Raw genomic sequence first — 16,105 nt, forward strand, 5'->3', positions numbered from 1 at the left:
CGGAGGTCTTTTTGAACCAGCCCCAGCCCCGTCCCCAGGAAATTTCACATCCATCGTTGCACGATCGCGATCAGCAGGAGGTGCAATGGATAAAGAACATAGAAGATCCATCGGCTGCGTGGGATCGAAATGTCGATCTGACCCGCCCCCCAGATCAGAGGTAACGCGGCCAAGGCCGCGAAGTTGCCATTGATGATGACGAGCGAGGCTGTCGCCAGAATCCACAGCACAAGCCGAAGACGTCCCGGGCTGCGCGCGAAGGCCCAGGCGCCTAGACAGTAAAGCAGTGCTGGCCACCAGAACTCGACCATCGAGCCGCCGAAGAGAAAGACGATCGCTGCGGTGCATCGGCAGAGCCGTCCGCCACGTTCGAGCAGCCAGACGATCAGCACTGCCAGCAGGAGTGTGGCCAGGATATTCAAGGGCCACCAGCCCACCAGTTGAACGAAGGGCGGTGTGGCCAGCAACGCAAAGACCGCCAGTCGTTTCATGGTACGCACATGCACGCCGATCGCCAGAGAGGTGGCGTGCGCCAGATGGGCCATGAGCACGAAGCCGAAGAGCGGCATCGCCATGCGTCCGAGTGCATAGAGCGCCGGGATCGCTCCATGCAGCAGGTACTTGTTGATGTGGTCGCCTGTCATGAGCGCGAGGCCTATCCACTTGAGTGCTTCGAGAGAGCCGGCCGAGATCGACCAAGGGGATATTGCCGCCGGAAGGTTCGTTCGGGCGCGCGCTGCTGGGTTTCGTGCCATGGAGAGAGCAGGCTGGGGACGCTGGCACGTGTCAGTACCCAGGGCGCAGGTCGATGCCTTCGTCCCACAGCTTTTGCCATTCGGCGCCGTACTGTGCGGCGAGTGCCGGTGCGTTGCGCACGACCAGCACATTTTCGGCGTTGCGTAGTGCGGCCGAGGATGTGTAGTTGAAACTGCCGGTCTGCACGAGGGTTCCATCCGCAACCAGGAGTGTCGAGCGGGCGTTTCGTATGGTGTCCAGAACGAGTGGCAAGGCCGAGCCGGAAGTGAAGGCTGCCGTGTAGGGCACGGTCTGTGTGAGGGACGGGGTAGGTGTTGCGAGTTGCGCAAGCCCCGTTGAGGGCGCGACACAGGTGAAGCTTGCGACGATGGCCGCGAATTTCAGTGGCACGCTCGCGCGGAGCCTAGACACGCTCATGGTCCGGCTCCTCGCGATCGCGCGTCGGATGCAGGCGGACATGTTGCGCCGCATGACGAGGACGTCGCTCCGGAAGGTGAATGAAGCGACCCTGTGCCAATGCATCTGCCATCCGCTCGCGGATCAGCTGCATCAGTCGCTGCTGTCCAGCCTGATCTGTGGTCAGGCGGTCGGCGTATTGCTCGGCCAGCCTGAGGCATTGGGCCGCCGTGCGTAGTTCCGGTTGTTCGGGCGCCGCCGCGTCGGGCTGAAGCTCTCCGGTGCGCACTTGGTGGATGAACCGTTCCATCGCCTGGATGTGATCCGGCGTTTCAATACGCCACCGGGTACGTTGCACGACGATCTTCTGCTCGCCGATCGTTTCGCCTTCCGTGTTGCGGGTCGCCACGCGAACGTCGACCGGATGGGTGCCTTGCTGCGTGAGCACAACCTGGTCGCCCATGTGCGGTTGCGAAACCGATTCAGCAAGGGCGCGTTCGAGGTCGGATCCCCAGATGGTGCGGTCGCCGTCTTCCGTACGAAGCTGCACGTAGAAGGACATCCGCTCGCTCGGATCGAACCGGTACGGCGCCGGCGCGGCTGCCAGCAGGATGCCCTGGATCTGTTGCCTTGAAGAGGCGCCATTTTCGTGCGTTGTAGCGGCCTGCGGCGTTGGCTTTCGTTCGGTCTCCTGCGGGGGCTGTGAGCTCTTCAGAGCACGTTGGACCTGGAGTACTTCGGCAGCGGTTGGCGTGTAGCCCTGGACCTCGATGCCGCGCAGGGTGGCTTCGCGCCACATGCCTTGCCGGAAGGACTCCGTGCCCCTGATCCAGAGCTCCTGCCAGCCGCGCGCTTGGGCAATCGCCACGACCCCCTGCAGCACGGCGCGGTTCTCGGTCCACACGCGGATGCGATCGCCGTCGTCGATGAAGGCCAGGGTGCGGTCGGGGAAGAAGTAGCGATCGCCGATATGCAGGTAGAGACGCTCGACGGCATCGGGCACTCTGGGGCGGCCGTGGCTCGCAGCAGGCTTGTCACCCTGGGCTTCACCGGCGAAGCCTTGTGAGACGGTGTCCTCGATGTCCGTCCGGGACTTTTCGGGGGAGGGATCTCTGGGCATAGAAGTTTTTCCAGGCGGGTGCAGCCATGCGAGCGTGGGTTGTCCGTCAGTCCAGGATTCGCGCCATGAACTCGTCGGCGTGGCGCCGGAGTTCCCCGTCGCTGAGCTGCTCGGCGGGGATCACCACATCTCCGAAGTCGAAGGAGAAGTCGTCCAGATTCAGGTCGCCACCTGTTGTGTGGCTGGTAAAGGGTTGGACACGCCTGTCGGTTGTTCCCTGTTCGGCATCGGCCGTGGCCGCGCAGGCGGGTGTGGCGAGCTGGCCGTGTTGGCCCACGTCCAGCTTCGGGACCGATGGCGGCGGCAGCTCGCGCGCGGCAAAGAACCTGTCGCGGAAATAGAAGATGCGGCGCGCGAGCACCGGGCGCAGGCCTTCGTAGAACAGGATCATCCGATCCGGTCCCAACTCCTTGACCTCCTGGGGCAGGAGCAGACGACGTGCCTGTTCGCTGATGCTGACCGTCGACGCCCTGCCTGGACCGTGCGTGCCGCCCCACATCGGCTTGCTCACTGTCTTCTGGCGAACGGTACATGTTCCCAGTTCGCGCGAGATCGCTTCCGCATCCTCGTATTCCTTGGGCGGGAACACGATGCGCGCGGCCAGCATCTTGCGGATCGACTTCGCGCCCTCGCTGCCGTATTTCTCGATCAGCTGCGAGCCGGACTGCACGATGACGACGGTGCGCACGTTGTAGCCGGGCAGGAAAGCCGTGGATTCGGCGATGACGGGAATGCGACCGAGGGCGGGGAACTCATCGAGCATCAGCAAGAGCTGCAGACGAAGCTCTGGGTTGGCCTCGGGGAGTTCCCGTGTCTGCAAGCCGATGGCCTGCTGAAAGAAGAGATTGAGCAGAGGCTGCAGCCGGGCCATGTTGTCGGGATTGATCTGCACGTAGATCGAAATCGCTCGCTTGCGCAGATCCCGCAGATCGAAGTCGTTGGCCGAGGTCGCGGCATCGATCATCGGGTTGAGCCACAGGTCCAGACGGCTGGTGAAGGTCTTGCGGATGCTGGATGCTGTGGTTGGTGCCAGGTCGATGACGTCGTAGAGGCTTCGCACCGCCTCCTGCGACAAGGGGTAGCCGGCACGCTCGCATGCCTCGATCACGCGCTTCCAGTGCTTCTGGAAGCCCTCGGCATCGCTGGCCATCCCTTGGCGCAGCACCTCGCCCAGGGTCCGAGTCGCGCCCTCGGTCTCGAAGAGATAGAGGGCGATGCCCAGGAACAAGGAGCGGGCCGACGAGGTCCAGAACGGGTCGCCGGCCAACGGGTCGGGAAAAAGCATCGTCCCGATGCGCTGCAAGTCATCGATGCAGCGGTAGGGCGATTCGGACACATAGCCGAGTGGATTCCAGCGCGCCGAGCACTCGCGTTCCGACAGGGGGTCGAACAGATGCACCTGCTGGCCGTGCGCGGCTCGAAAACCCGCCGTGCGCATGAAATTCTCGCCTTTGATGTCGCTCACGATGGCGGAGCCGGGCCAGTTCAGCAGGTTGGGAATGACGACGCCGACGCCTTTGCCGCTGCGCGGTGGCGCCTCGAGTTCGACGCCCTGCTGGCCGGGCAGGACCAGGTAGCGATGCCCCAGGCGCCCGAGAATGATGCCGTTCTCCTTGAGAAGGCCCGCCTGTCCGATCTCGCGCCGGGTGGCGAAGCGCGCATTCCCGTGCAAGGGCCGGCGCTTGGGGCACATCGCCACGCCCACCAGGCCCAGCGCCAGTGCCTGAGAGCCAGCCAGCGCCATGATCAGCGTACGCCGCACATCAGGCCGCTCGCCGTGGGCCCTCCAGTAGCGGTGAATCGTGAGCAACGAGGCTTCCTGTGTCGGCAGTCCCAAAGCCATCAGAAAGACATGGGCCGAGACATACAGGCCGACCGCCGCCGCAACCAGCAGCGCGACCGCAATCCTGAACGGGCTAGGCCAACGCTCGGAGCTTGGTGCCAGGGTCATACCAGATCTCCCGCACGATGCGCCGCTGCCGGCCGTCCTGCCGGTCTCTCGCGCATTGCACGACGATGTCCACGCTCATCTGCGCCAGCTCTACGCCCTCGCGGGTGCTCATGCCATGGCCCGCCTGGCTGCGCTTCATGAGCTGCGCCAGCGCCACGAAGGCCAGTTCGGCGCTGTCCGCGTGCACGCTGGTGATGGAGCCCGGGTGGCCGGTGTTCACCGACACCAGGTAGTCGTAGACCTCCTCGCCCGTACGCAACTCGGACACGAACACCCGGTCGGGTCGCTGTCGCTTTGCGCTGGCCAGCAACTGGCCGGGCGTGACTTCGGCCTGCCCCTGGGCGCCCTGCGAATAGAAGAGCCTCACATGGTTCGGCTGGTTGCGCAGCGAAAGCTCCTTGACATCCTCGATGGTGATGAGGCGGTCCTCGGCAGGCACCTCGAGAATCAGTGCCTTGCTGACGGTCGTCTTGCCGGACCCGGTTGCACCGGACAGGAGGATGTTCTTGCGCAGCTGGACGGCGCGGCGCAGGAACGATGCGAACTGCATGCGCGCGAGAAGGGCCGCCAGCTCCCTGTCTTCGACAGATCGGGCTGTGGCGTCCGATTGCCTCTCCAGCGTCGCGGGAATGCAGCGTGTCGGCGCGAAGATATGCATGCCCTCCAGGTCTTCGAGCGTCCAGAGGGCGTTGGACGGACGGCGCACAGTGATCGAAACTGTCCGCTCCAGCGTTGCGGGCGGCAGCACGACCTGGATTCGCTCGCCACCTGGCAGGGTTGCAGACAACAGGGGCTCGTTCGCCGAGACACGCTGCCTGGTGAAGTTGGCCACAAGTTTGGCGATGGCCATGCACCAGTCGAAGCTGGCGAACGGCAGTGCCTCGCGGGTCCAGCCCGATTGCCGTTCCACGAAGGCCACACCGGGCTCGTTGATGCAGATCTCGGTGACTTCGGGATCGCCAAGGAGACGGTCGAGCGGGCCCAGGAAGAGGGCGAGGGAGGAGGGCGTCTCCGCGGATGCCGCGGTCGGCGCGGAATCACGCGTCGCGTGCCCGTTTTGTGCGGCGTCGCCGCACTCCCGGTCAAGGTGTGGTGGGGGCCGCTCGAAGCGCATAGACGCTCCTGAAGTCCACGTCGCGGGCGACCAGAATCTGGATCCGCTCGCCCTGGTTCTTGATGACCGTGGGCGGGATCGCGTTGGTGTTGCGCAGCACCTCCGTGATGACGTCCCGGTTGCCCTGAGGCGCCAGCACCACGCCGCTGCCGAGACGGGGACCGCGCTGCTGGTGGGCGGTGATCGCCTGCATCGTGCCGTCGATCACCGAGATCAGGATCGCAGCACCGAAACGATCCCAGAAATGGGTGTCGACGAATCCCGGGAGGCCGTTGCGTCCCAGCTCATCCGTGCCAGGTGAGGCCAACTGAACCACCACGCCAGCAGGCGTGCGGGCTTCGTTCCACACGACAAAGACGCGGCCCTGTCCCTGGCGCGGAACGCCACGCTGCTCGCCGACGTACTTCGTGCCGCGCTCCAGCAGGACGACCTTCCCGTCTGCACCGTAGATGTCGCTGCTGCCGATGCAGGTGGTCATGCCTTCGTGGGTCGAGTCGATGGCTGTTTCCAGGGTGCAATCGATGAAAGCCCCCTTGGGCAGCAGCATTCGCCGCGTGGGATGCATCTGGGCTGCAACCGACGGGGTGGAGGTGGAGCGAAGGCTGGTGGCGAGGCCACCGCTCCCGGGCGCTGCCGAGACGGCCTGGGGCGCCTGCAACGCCCCGATCAACTGCGCCATCCCCGGAACGCCACTGGACGCCATCGCCGGCTCTGCCGATGCCTGAGATGTCAGGGCTGCTGCTTGCGATAGCGACTGGGCGCGTCGCAGCACAGGGAGGCCCAATTGGCGCTCCAGAGCGATCTGCTCGGGCGTCTTTGGTGGTGGTCCCGCGTTGGGAGGTGTTGCCGAGGGTGGTGCGGGCGGGTCGACGGTCACCGGCGCCGGGCCCGGCGGCGCCCCGGGAAGGGCCAAGCGGCCCAGCGGCGGCACTTTCATCTCTCCGTCAGCGCGGGCCGCGCTCGCCTTTTTCGCGGTCTCTTCGGCATCCCGTGTCTTGGCGTACTGCGTGCTGTAGTACCAGAAAAGGAATCCGGCCCCCAGAAGGATGATCGTGGTCAGCGCCAGGGATCCGCTGACCCGGGACTGGATGGAGCGCTCGCGATTGACCGAGGGGATGGTGCGCTCGCCCGGGATCGCCGCATTTCCTTGGGTTGAAGAAGAAGGCTCGCGCTGTGAACTCGGGGCACGTCGTGATGACAGGATCTCCCCGGTGTCCGGGTCGACATCGGGCACTGCGGATTCCTTCGAAGGCTCGATCCGGGCGTTGTGGGGGAAGCGTTCTGGATCGGTCATGGACCGTCTCCCGTGATGACACGCTGTACGCTGGGGGCGGTGGTGTGATTCGGCGCGCGTGCGCCACCGCCGGCGAAGGATCGATTGACGATGCAGCCGACCAGCATGCCCCGGCGCGCCACCAGGCGACGCGCGACGCGGTGGACGACGACCTCGTCTTCTTCGACATGGAAGTTCAGCAGCGATTCGGATCCGTCGTCGTTCTGAACGAAGAGCGCCGGGAATTCCGAGCGCGCCTGGAAACGCAGCCGGGTGTGCACGCCGTCGTCATAGACGCTCACAGGCCTGAGCGAATCGCTGCCGCAAAACCAGTAGTCCGTGTTGCGTGGCCGGTCGGCCGTCTCCCGTTCCAAGCGGGCCTCGGCACGGCGACGTTCCCGATCCGCCGCCGCGCGTGCTTCGTCCTCCGGATAGACATAGCGCACCGAATAGATCATCCGTCTGATGGCCGCGCCGGCGGGCGCTGTCGTGGAGACGGCATAGTCGAAGTGGTAAACCCGACGGTTGGTCAGCACGGTGAAGTTGGTGGAGGCGTGCGACTCCTTGGGCTTGATGAAGAAGTGATTGCGCTCGGTGCCGACGTCGAAGGCGCCGTTGTCGCCCGAGCCCAGGTTCACGAACTCCTCGCCCTCAGCGAACTGCAGATGGATCTGGTAGCCGACGTAGCCCTGCAGCGTGACGACATCGTTGGCGTTGTAGGCGACCACCCGCACCCGTGCGTCGACCTTTCCGGCCGGAGGTACGGTGGCAGCCGTGACGAAGGGCGCGGCGAACACCAGGCTCACCGCAAAGCCGATCGCGCGCTGTGCGCCTTGGGGCGTCATCGTCCATCCTGCCTGCCGGATGCCACGTCCGTTGCGGTGACCTCGGGCTCGCGTCGGTACTCCACGACACGGAAGCCCAATGGATTGAGCGAGCGCGTCTTGTTGTCCTTCGACGGACGGACATAGGCGAACTCGATCGTGGAAACCCAGTGACTGGACTGCTCTTCCCCCGTGCCGCCCGGCCGCATGAGGCGGGTGAAGCGTACCTGCGCCAGGCGGTCCTTGCCGCTGTCCAGCTTCAGGAAGGTGATCGAGCGAACTTGCGTGCGAATGGAGGTCCCATCCTTGTAGACGTTCAGTGGTGAGACCGGGTTGTCGACGGCCCACAGGTTCGCCCATTCCTGGTTCAGTCGCGGCGAGTTCTGGGAAGCGACCAGTTCGTAGTCCGCCTCCGCGGTGCCGTAGAAGTAGCGCTCGCGCGCGAGCACATAGTTCTGCAGGAGGTTGCGGGTCACCAACGGCTCGATGTCGGCCGTTCCTTCGTAGGTCGGAACGATGTCGACGATCCCGCTGCTGCTGTCGACTCGGATCAGGACGGGGACGGGTTGCTTCAAGGGCGTGAGGCCTCCGACGGCAACGACCGCGAGGACTGCGGTGACAGCCGCCACGGCGGCAACGATCCAGGCGACTCTGATAGAGCGTTCTGCTCGACGCGCGCGATCCAGTTCCCAGCTCTGGGCCTCGAGCAGGTAGGCCCGCGGCGCGGTGTCATGGGACATTGGCGGCTCCCGAGCGAAGCGCACCGACGGGCGCGTTGATCGGCGTGAGCGGGCCTTCGCATTGCGGCGGCCGGGGTGGGTGGGTGCCACATGCTGTCAGGAGCACGGTCAACAGGACAAATGCGATGGAGGGCTTCATTGCGTGCTCCACGGCTAGCGACTGCGAAGTGAGCCCGGCATGACTCGCTCCCTGGGAACAACAGTTCCGCCGCGGCGCGATGCTCCGATCTGACCGATGGAAGCGATGCCAGCGCCGGCGCGATTCCCCGCCAGGCGGCGCAGTGAATCCCATCGTCCGCCCGGTTCTCGCCGCAGGCCGTCGAGTACGCCGCGGCCGAATTCGTTGCTGGTTCGCTTCGTGCTGCCGAGCCCCCATTGAAGCGCGCCGCTGATGACCCCGTAGGTACTCAGCGCGACACCGCTCGCAAGCCCGGCCGCGATCGGCATGACTTGGCGCATCACCAGGAAGACCAACGCTGAGGCGATGCAGACTCGCGCACTGGCTGCGATGGTGATTCCGGCACCTGCTGCCGCGGCACTGGCCGCGTAGGCTTTCACAATGTTGAGAAGCAGCGCAGCTGCAAGTATCGTGAGCACGCCGACGAGCGCGTAGTTCGCCAACTGAGCGGTCCAGGATTCGAAGAATCGCCGGGTGGCGTCAAAGAAGAGCAGGACAATGAAGATCGGACCCAGGGCGAGCAGGATCGCAATGGCCACCTTCGAGAGACCGAGCATGAATGCCGTGACGACCACAGTCAGGCCGACCAGCAGATAGACCAGGAAGCCTGCGATGTAGAACGCGAAGTCGCGATCAAACACACTCCCTTTATTGAGAAGCTGCTCGGCAACTGACGTTCCGTCAAGCCAGACCTGATCAATCACATTCACGACGGTTGGCGCCCCGATGGCAGATGCCGCCAGCTGCTCAGGCGCGCGATAGAACGTATCCGTGATGACCTGGTTGTAGGTCCACAAGCGAAGGCCTACGCCCAGAACGATTGCGATGGTGAGGATGCGTTTGACGCCCTCCCAGATGGGCTCCTGGATTCGCCCGGCGAGGCTGAGGCAGCCCCAGATCATCACGTAGATGGTCGCAAGCGTCACGGCCGCAGGCTCGATGGCGGACGCGACCCGCGTCGAGTGCAAACCAACGTAGTTAGCAAGCTGGCCGTCGAGCCACGAGAAGAATTGAGCAAAGAAGCCCATGATCAATCTCGCTACTGAGCAACAGCCGCCGGTACGAGGACCGGCTTCAGCTCGCGCGTGTTGCTGATTCCTTCTGGCTTTCGTCTGATCAGGTCGCCATCAAACGGTTTCGATGATGGCGCTCGGGAAATGGCTGGCCCTGCGTGTGCTGGCGGTGCCGTCTCCGCAGACCGATGTTGACCGAATTGATGCGCCCCGATTCCTGCCGTTGTAGCCACGATGATCGCAACGAGGAGTGAGTTTGGTTTCCGCATGGATCGGCCCTGCAGCACTAGTAGGTGACGGTGGAAAGAGACCTCGTGGAGCCGATGTCCGAGGCGGACTGCTCCCGGATGCGCTGTTTGCGCATGAGCTCTTCCGATTGAGCGACCTGATAGAGGCTCTGCAGCTTCGTCTGCTCATTGGTAAGCATGCTTTGTTCGGCCTGGATCCGCGCCTGAAGATCCTGGATGGCCTTGGGGTCCTGCGCGGTGGCGATGCGATTGATCAGTTGCTGCAGTGCCGAGAAGCGCTGGCTGGTGTTTTGATACGCGCTTTGGGTCATCCCGTTGAGCAGGGCTGCGGACTGTCGACCTTGCTCGACGATCTGGCGCAGTTCGGGGCTGAGCGCGTTCATCTGCGTTCCGGAGAGGACGCTGTTCGCTCTCATGATCGATTGCACGTGGTTCGCCAGTCCGGCATAGCCGGTCGTCGAGCCGTTGAGTGTGCTCATCAGCTCGCCGTAGCTGGGCGGCAGGTAGTTGCGTGCGAGCTCCGGGATCGGTAGCAGCTGTTCCATGCCTCGTGTGCCCGTCATGGCGCCATGGGTCTGGGCCAATTGATCCCTCGAGGCCTTCAATTGGTCGTACTGCTTCTGCATGGAGGAGATCTGCTGCTGCCAGTACATGATCTGCTGCATCAGGTTGGCAACGGCCGTGACGTCGATCACCGGGATGCCGGCTTTCGCCCCCGGAGATGCCATGAATGCTGTTGCGGCAAAAAGAAGAGCAAGGAGAAGACGCCTACGCATGGGAGACCTCCCGGGGCGGGGTTGAACTTGCAGGGTTGCCGGCCAGGGCCGCGCGGAAAGGAGGCAGCCATTGATCGGGATGGGGGCCGTGCCTTTCGATGAGCTCGCGCATGAGACGGACGTTGCCGGTGCGCCCGGAGATGACGTGCAAGGCTTCGTCGAAGCCTCGCAGATCGAGCTGCGCGACCACGCTCGCATGGTTCTGCTTGATCAGGAACTGGCGTGAGCCGGGCTCGAGCTCCTGCTTGATGAGCGCGAACTCGCGGTCCGTCAGGTTGAAACCACGGGTGTATTCGTCGTAGTCGGCATCCGGGTTGGGAAACAGGATCTTGGTCGGCGTCTGCTCGACAATGGTCCGGGCGATGCTGGACCCGAGCACGTGGCTGGTGCTCTGGGTGAAGGTGGCGATGTTCGCGTTCTTCTTGCGCCAGGTCTCCAGCCCGTTCTTGGCGAACTGCGCGAAGGCCGGGTCGCCGAGGAGCTTGGCGAACTCGTCCATCCAGCACACCAGGGGACGACCGTCCACCATGTGATGGACCAGATGGAAGAGGTACATGGTCAGTGGTGCCCGGACTGTCTCGTTGTCGAGGAAATCGGTCACGTCGAAGCCGATCAGGGCGTGACGAGCCAGCAGGGACGCCACCTCGTCGCGGTCGTTGTCGAAGACCCAGGCGTAGTCCCCGCGCTCCGAGGCACACCACTTGCGAAGGCGCGCGTGCACGCCTTCCGGGTCCGTGATGTCGAGGAAGGCCGCGAGCCGGGACAGCCGTCTGAAGGGCCTGGCAAGCTCGAGAGTCCCGCGCAGGGCCTGCTCGAGGTCGTCCTCCTGGCGCACCGTCAGGGGATCATGCGGTGAGCGCATGACAAGGCGCCTGAGCCAGTGCCGCATGAACTCGAGGTTGTCGGGGACGGTGTCGTCCAGCTGAAGCGGATTGCAGTCGGTGGGCGTGCCGTTCTTCAGCGGCAGATACTGGCCGCCGAGCGCCCGTACGAGGATATGCAGTCCTTCGTCCTTGTCGAAGATGATCTGGGTGGCATCGAGGCGGTTGCAGATGGCGACCATGCAAAAGCCCAGCAGGGTGGTTCGGCCGGAGCCGACCGGCCCCAGGGCCGTGATGTGCCCGACGTCCCGCCGGCTGCCGCCTTCCGGACTGCGCGGATCGCTGGTGTGCAGCGAGAAATAGTAGGGAGAGCCGGCCCTGGTCATGAACACGGTCAGCGCGTCGCCCCAGTAGTTGCCTGTCGCGCGGCCGGTGGGGAAATTGTGGAAGGGCGACATGGCCGCGAAGTTGCGGCTGGTGATGGGAGCCTTGCGGCTGCGGTAGGTGAAATTTCCCGGCAATTGGGCCCAGAAGGCCGCCTCCAGCGCCAGATCCTCCCTGGCTACCACCATGCCGGTGTCGCCGAGCAGGTAACGGGCCCGCGCCACGCTGTCGTTGAGCTGCTTCAGCCTGTGGGTCTGTGCTGATTCGCCGAGGGTGTCGTCGCTGTCGGACAGCACATGGAGGCTGAAATGGTGGTCGCCCACCACGAACCGGTTGCTCATCAGGTCGTCGAGTGCATCCTCGAGTTCTTCGGCCTGCGAGACCGCCAAATCCCCCGCGGCCGCCATGCGGTGGTGCTGCCGGCTCATCATGTCGGTGGCGGTGCCCTTGGCGAGGAAGGTGAAACTCTGGGTCAGGACGAACGGGAAAGGGGCTGTCAGCAGGGCGCTCAACATCCCGGGCGCGGTGGGCGTCGGATATTCCTTGATTCCCAGGAAAGCGCCGATGCGGGTGCGCGTGTCCAGGCGATACTCCATGGCCTCGTTGCCGAAGAAGGGGCGGGTGGTGGCCAGGACTTCATTCAGTGCAGCGCGAGGCAAGGGCATGCGCTGCCACTCCCCGTTGACCAACAGGCCGTGGAACTCCAGCAGTGAGGAAAAAAGCGCGTCTTTCTCCGGCAACCGGTAGATGCCCAGTACCTCGGGGTCATAGCGCTCCAGGGCTGCAAGCAGTTCCTGGCGCAGCTTGCCGCAGGCATCGAGGGCATCGTCTAATTCCATTCGTGCGCCTGCCGGATCCGTGCGCCTGAGAACGCGCAGCGCAGCGTTGCCGATGTGCGTGGGTTGCGGCCGGAAGACCAGTGACAGGTACAGCTCGTTGACCATGAGCCGCTCGCGGGCCATCTTCTGGCGGTAGCGCTGTTCCACCTCGCGGGCGAAACCGGGCACCGTCCGGCTCTGCCGGTAGGTCATCTCGCGGCGCCGGACCACGTGGGTCCACAGCGCCAGGTTGGGTGAAGCGATGTTGCGCAGCAGGACGTTGAGCCGTTCGTGCCAGTTGTTGATGTCCTCGTCGTCCGCGCTCTCGAAGGAGGCGCCGGCCAGCCGAAAGGTCTGGACATAGTCGCCTGCACTTGTCCGGGCCACATGCTCGTCCACATGGGTCACGAGCGGAATCATGGCTGCCGCTCGGACCTCGCGGCGCAGGGTCTTCTCGGATCGGGAGAGCAGTGGCATGGCGTACACCCTGGACTGGGCGCCTAGACGACGTCGGCACAGCTTGAGCGCCGGCGGCCGCGGTGGTCAGGAAGATCCACTCCCAGCGGGCTGTAGGAATTGGCGCGCCAGAACCGCAGGTTGCCAACCAGCATCGACGGCAGGCGCGTGCGCCCCCACAGGTGCAGCAGATCGAAGAACCTGGGCTCGTACAGGCACACCAGGTAGAGCATCCCGTGGATCGGCACGAAGGCCAGGAGCCAGGCAAGATTCGTTGTCACGATGAAGGATTCCGTCGTGACGACGAGGTTGAACATCATGGCCGCGTAGGTCACACCGCAGACCATCGGGGGTCGTGTCATCCCCACGAACAGCGGATCAGCGACGATGCCTTGGCTGCGGCTCATGGTCGATCTCCTCAGACCCCGAACAGGCCCCGGATCCAGGACACGATCTGCGGCCCCCCGAAAACCAGCACGGTGCCGATCACCACCGCGACCATCCACCACCAGCTCAGGCGTCCGAACCAGGCCATCGCCCCGGAAACCATCACGGCGACCGCTGCCAGCGGCGTCAGGATCGCCACCAGTTGCTGCTGCGTGGCGTTCGCGCCGGTGGCGAAGGGGCTGCCTCCGAAGGCGATCGCAGGGAGACTCGCTGCGAGCACCGCAACCACGAGCAGCGCGGCGCGGCCAGGACGGCGATCCCTTTCATGCATGGGGCTTGGGCATTCCGGCGCGGCGGTGCTCCCGGACCAGGTGAGGGGTTTCGCCCTGTGGATCAGGTAGGCGGTCATGGCGTTGCTCCGGCGGATGGCAGGGAAATAACAGGAACGATTCGGGCGTCCTGCTCCGGCGCGGCGGCCTCAGCGGGCATCACAGGGCGCTTGCTGCCTTGGCCATTGCCGTAGACATCCCACCAGGGGCGTGGTGCTTCGGTCCAGCCCGCGATCGCGCGATGCCTGCCTGGGGCGACAATGGGTTTCGTCGGCAACGCACGCCCGGCATCGCGGAGTGCCGAGGCTGTCTCTCGCTTGAGGGCTGCGATGTCACCGAGCAGACGGGCATGCTGTTCGTCGGCCTCGCGGACGGCCTGCATGTCGGACAAGGCCAGGCGCTCTGCCCTGCGGCGGGCGAGGCTTTCAAGCTGCTCCCCTGATTTCTTCAGCTCCTGGCGAAGAATGTCGATGCGTTCCTGGTCGCGAGTTCCCTGTCCGGCCGCAGCGATCGCTTGCGCCGAGGCGGGTCGGGACTGCGCGGACAGGTCGCTTGCGAAGGCAGCCTGTCCCGCGCAGGCGCTCAGCAAGAGGCAGGCGGCTCGTCCGCCTTCCAGTGTCATGCCGATGCAGTGAGCATTCCTTGCGCGCATGGCCGCACTGTCTACCCGTGACTGAGCGCGTGTCGACTGTCTCTTTTATCAGTGGCGGTGCAACGATTCTGGACGCTAGATTCGCGCGATCGACCCCAGCGCGGGCACGAGTCGCGAGGAACAAGCCATGGGCCATGTGGTCGTCTTCGGCAATCAGAAGGGCGGTGTCGGCAAGTCGACACTGGCCGTTCTGTACACATACTGGCTGGCCGAGATCCGTCGTCAATCCGTGTGCCTGATCGATCTCGATGCGCAGGCCAACAGCTCGAAGTCACTGCGCCGGTTCGCAACCGGCACCGGGGCGATCGCTTTGTTCGGGGAGAAAGAGACCTCGGTCGAGATGCCCAGCGGGCAAGCCATCGCGATCGCGACGGTGGCAGGCGGCAAGCAACTGGCCGATGTCGAACTCGCGAAGCCGGAGGTGGTGATTCCCGCATTCCGCAGGCAAGTGATCTGCTTGGCGCGGGACTTCGACACGGTCGTGATCGACACACCGCCGGCGCTCGGTTTGCGCATGAGTGCGGCACTGATCGCTGCGACAGCCGCAGTCTGTCCGATCGAGCTGGAGGAATACAGCATCGACGGTGTCACTGACATGCTCAAGACGATCTTCGGCGTCAGGCAGCGCTACAACCCGCGGCTGCGGCTGGCTGGCATCGTGCTGAACCGCTTCAACCCCCACTCGCTGCGGCAGAAATCTGCGATGCAGGAGCTGGCCTTGAACTTCCGCGAGTTCGTCATTCCTGCTCGTATCTCGATCCGGTCGGCGATTCCGGAATCGCTGGCCGAGGGGCTCCCGGTGTGGCAGTTGCCGAAGAGCGCGGCCCGCGCGGCGAGCACCGAGGTGATGCAGGCGTTCGAGTTGCTGCAGCAGCGCGTCGAGGGGGATGGCGAAGTCGTGCGGGCGGGGACGGGAGGTGAATGTGGGCGGTAGCCTGGATCTGAGTGCGCTGTGCCAGTTCAGGGCGACCGACCTGCTGGCGCAGGCGGCTGCCGTCCACACCGCGGCGGGCGCGCCGCTGCAGGTGATGCTTGACAGCATCGAGTTTGATCCTGCCCAACCGCGTCGTGCCGTGCGGGATGAGGGGCTTGCGGAGCTTGCCGAGTCGATTCGACTGCACGGCGTGCTGGAGCCGGTATCTCTTCGATCGCATCCGGGGCAGGCGAGCTGGTACATCGTCAATCGAGGGGAGCGCAGGGTGCGTGCCGCACGCCGTGCCGGCCTGAGCGTCATTCCCGCTTTCTTAGACGAGCGCGTCGATCCGTTCGCCCAGGCATCCGAGAACCTGCATCGCGAGGACATGTCGCCGTTCGATCTGTCCACTTTCATCATGGAGCGGGAGAGGGAAGGGCATTCGCGCGCAGAGATCGCACGCCGGCTGGGCAAGCCGCGCTCTTTCATCACCGAGGTTGCAAAGCTCTGCGAGGCACCGCAGGACCTGCGCCGAGCGGTGCAGGAAGGACGTATCGGTGGGGATGTGCGGTTGCTGTATCGGTTGGTCGGGGTCGCGCGCGACCGGCCGGAGGCGGTTCAAGCACTTCTGGCGGAAGGTGAGCCGATCAGTCGGGCCGTCCTTGAAGCGATGGCTGCTGGGCTTCCGCCTCCAGCGCCAAGAAGTTCCCCTGGGTCGACGACAGCGTCGGTGGACATGCGCGCGGCAACCAAGGTGGTCAGCGGTGGCCACACGGTCTTGGTGGTAGAGCACGATGGGCGACGTGGAGCCCTGCGCCTCAAGGCCCAAGATGGCAACGTTGGCGAGGTTCGCTTCGGTGATGGCCAGCACAGCCTGCTTCCCCTGGCGGATCTGCGGCCGGTGTGCTGGGCGACGGAGGAATAGCGACGTGGCCGTCCTGTCTCGCTGCTGCCGG

The 16,105-nt window shown here is 64.8% G+C and carries 16 protein-coding genes; 2 read left to right on the plus strand and 14 right to left on the minus strand.

Annotated elements, in window-relative coordinates; all coding sequences use genetic code 11:
* Positions 1-44: 44 nt before the first annotated feature.
* The 14 genes from ABL843_RS32800 to ABL843_RS32865 all read right to left on the minus strand — a co-directional run bounded on the left by ABL843_RS32800 (position 45) and on the right by ABL843_RS32865 (position 14,206).
* Positions 45-644 carry a TraX family protein gene (locus tag ABL843_RS32800; RefSeq protein ID WP_369662614.1) on the minus strand — a complete coding sequence of 200 codons (600 nt, stop codon included), beginning with the start codon at positions 642-644 and terminating at the stop codon, positions 45-47.
* A gap of 142 nt (positions 645-786) precedes the next feature.
* Positions 787-1,173, minus strand: coding sequence for a phospholipase D-like domain-containing protein (locus ABL843_RS32805; protein WP_418120545.1), 387 nt, complete (start codon positions 1,171-1,173; stop codon positions 787-789).
* Positions 1,160-2,272 (minus strand): LPD7 domain-containing protein, encoded by a 1,113-nt coding sequence (locus tag ABL843_RS32810; protein WP_369662615.1) that lies wholly within the window; start codon positions 2,270-2,272, stop codon positions 1,160-1,162. Before ABL843_RS32810 ends, ABL843_RS32805 begins: the two co-directional genes overlap by 14 nt.
* Before the next feature lie 46 nt (positions 2,273-2,318).
* Complete coding sequence (locus ABL843_RS32815; protein WP_369662616.1) at positions 2,319-4,223, minus strand: type IV secretory system conjugative DNA transfer family protein; 1,905 nt, start codon at positions 4,221-4,223, stop codon at positions 2,319-2,321.
* Positions 4,189-5,337: a P-type DNA transfer ATPase VirB11 gene (virB11, locus tag ABL843_RS32820; RefSeq protein WP_369662617.1), complete on the minus strand. Its 1,149-nt coding sequence runs from the start codon at positions 5,335-5,337 to the stop codon at positions 4,189-4,191. Before virB11 ends, ABL843_RS32815 begins: the two co-directional genes overlap by 35 nt.
* Positions 5,306-6,631 carry a type IV secretion system protein VirB10 gene (gene virB10, locus ABL843_RS32825; protein WP_418120546.1) on the minus strand — a complete coding sequence of 442 codons (1,326 nt, stop codon included), beginning with the start codon at positions 6,629-6,631 and terminating at the stop codon, positions 5,306-5,308. The genes virB11 and virB10 overlap by 32 nt, the downstream gene beginning before the upstream one ends.
* Positions 6,628-7,455: a TrbG/VirB9 family P-type conjugative transfer protein gene (locus tag ABL843_RS32830; protein ID WP_418120547.1), complete on the minus strand. Its 828-nt coding sequence runs from the start codon at positions 7,453-7,455 to the stop codon at positions 6,628-6,630. Before ABL843_RS32830 ends, virB10 begins: the two co-directional genes overlap by 4 nt.
* The gene (locus ABL843_RS32835) at positions 7,452-8,174 is read right to left on the minus strand and encodes a virB8 family protein (RefSeq protein ID WP_418120548.1); all 723 of its coding nucleotides are present in this window, start codon (positions 8,172-8,174) and stop codon (positions 7,452-7,454) included. The genes ABL843_RS32830 and ABL843_RS32835 overlap by 4 nt, the downstream gene beginning before the upstream one ends.
* Before the next feature lie 153 nt (positions 8,175-8,327).
* A complete protein-coding gene (locus tag ABL843_RS32840; RefSeq protein ID WP_418120549.1) occupies positions 8,328-9,380 on the minus strand; it encodes a type IV secretion system protein in 1,053 nt (350 codons plus the stop codon).
* A 271-nt stretch (positions 9,381-9,651) separates the two neighbouring features.
* A complete protein-coding gene (locus tag ABL843_RS32845; RefSeq protein WP_418120550.1) occupies positions 9,652-10,308 on the minus strand; it encodes a type IV secretion system protein in 657 nt (218 codons plus the stop codon).
* 73 nt (positions 10,309-10,381) lie between these two features.
* The gene (locus ABL843_RS32850) at positions 10,382-12,889 is read right to left on the minus strand and encodes a VirB4 family type IV secretion/conjugal transfer ATPase (RefSeq protein WP_418120551.1); all 2,508 of its coding nucleotides are present in this window, start codon (positions 12,887-12,889) and stop codon (positions 10,382-10,384) included.
* A gap of 23 nt (positions 12,890-12,912) precedes the next feature.
* Positions 12,913-13,275 carry a type IV secretion system protein VirB3 gene (locus ABL843_RS32855; protein WP_418120552.1) on the minus strand — a complete coding sequence of 121 codons (363 nt, stop codon included), beginning with the start codon at positions 13,273-13,275 and terminating at the stop codon, positions 12,913-12,915.
* An 11-nt stretch (positions 13,276-13,286) separates the two neighbouring features.
* The gene (locus ABL843_RS32860) at positions 13,287-13,664 is read right to left on the minus strand and encodes a TrbC/VirB2 family protein (protein WP_418120553.1); all 378 of its coding nucleotides are present in this window, start codon (positions 13,662-13,664) and stop codon (positions 13,287-13,289) included.
* Entirely contained in the window at positions 13,661-14,206 is a 546-nt protein-coding gene (locus ABL843_RS32865; RefSeq protein ID WP_418120554.1) for a hypothetical protein, read from the minus strand. The genes ABL843_RS32860 and ABL843_RS32865 overlap by 4 nt, the downstream gene beginning before the upstream one ends.
* Before the next feature lie 157 nt (positions 14,207-14,363).
* On the opposite strand from ABL843_RS32865, the gene ABL843_RS32870 reads away from it, so the two are divergent.
* The gene (locus ABL843_RS32870) at positions 14,364-15,170 is read left to right on the plus strand and encodes a ParA family protein (RefSeq protein WP_418120555.1); all 807 of its coding nucleotides are present in this window, start codon (positions 14,364-14,366) and stop codon (positions 15,168-15,170) included.
* On the plus strand, positions 15,160-16,074 hold the full coding sequence (locus tag ABL843_RS32875; RefSeq protein ID WP_418120556.1) for a ParB/RepB/Spo0J family partition protein: 915 nt from the start codon (positions 15,160-15,162) through the stop codon (positions 16,072-16,074). The genes ABL843_RS32870 and ABL843_RS32875 overlap by 11 nt, the downstream gene beginning before the upstream one ends.
* Positions 16,075-16,105 lie beyond the last annotated feature (31 nt).

The sequence above is a fragment of the Variovorax sp. 350MFTsu5.1 genome (assembly GCF_048302515.1).
Classification (GTDB): domain Bacteria; phylum Pseudomonadota; class Gammaproteobacteria; order Burkholderiales; family Burkholderiaceae_C; genus Variovorax; species Variovorax guangxiensis.